Source organism: Dellaglioa sp. CoH-55-MRSF-8 (assembly GCF_056782195.1).
In genome coordinates this window covers 1-271 of sequence record NZ_JBXAYH010000197.1, presented here as the reverse complement: position 1 = coordinate 271, position 271 = coordinate 1, and the positions used below count along the sequence as shown (strand labels likewise).

Here is a 271-nt window from a genome sequence, read left to right as displayed (position 1 = left end):
CAAAGAACTGCGGCCATTGACCACTCTGGAACTGGTCCCGAATACGAGTAATTTCGCCTACATCCATGTTTTCACCGTAGCGCGTTGTTTGGAACATCATAGCGGAATCCATAGCTTTTTCCACGTTGATCGCGTGTCGGATGAAGATTTTCGGCGACGAACGTTGAGGAAACTCGTGCGATGCGGTATTGCTATACCTAATGGCCAATCCCCCTCATTTCCCCATTTCTGAGATGCCAGCCCGACTACACTGGTCATGAAGCCTTGCTTC

General features: G+C 49.8%; 1 protein-coding gene. It reads right to left on the bottom strand.

All coding sequences use genetic code 11. The features are described from left to right. On the bottom strand, nt 1-208 hold a 208-nt coding region (locus AC1RPW_RS08475), incomplete at its 3' end, for a hypothetical protein (RefSeq protein ID WP_481769523.1). Between the last annotated feature and the right edge of the window lie 63 nt (nt 209-271).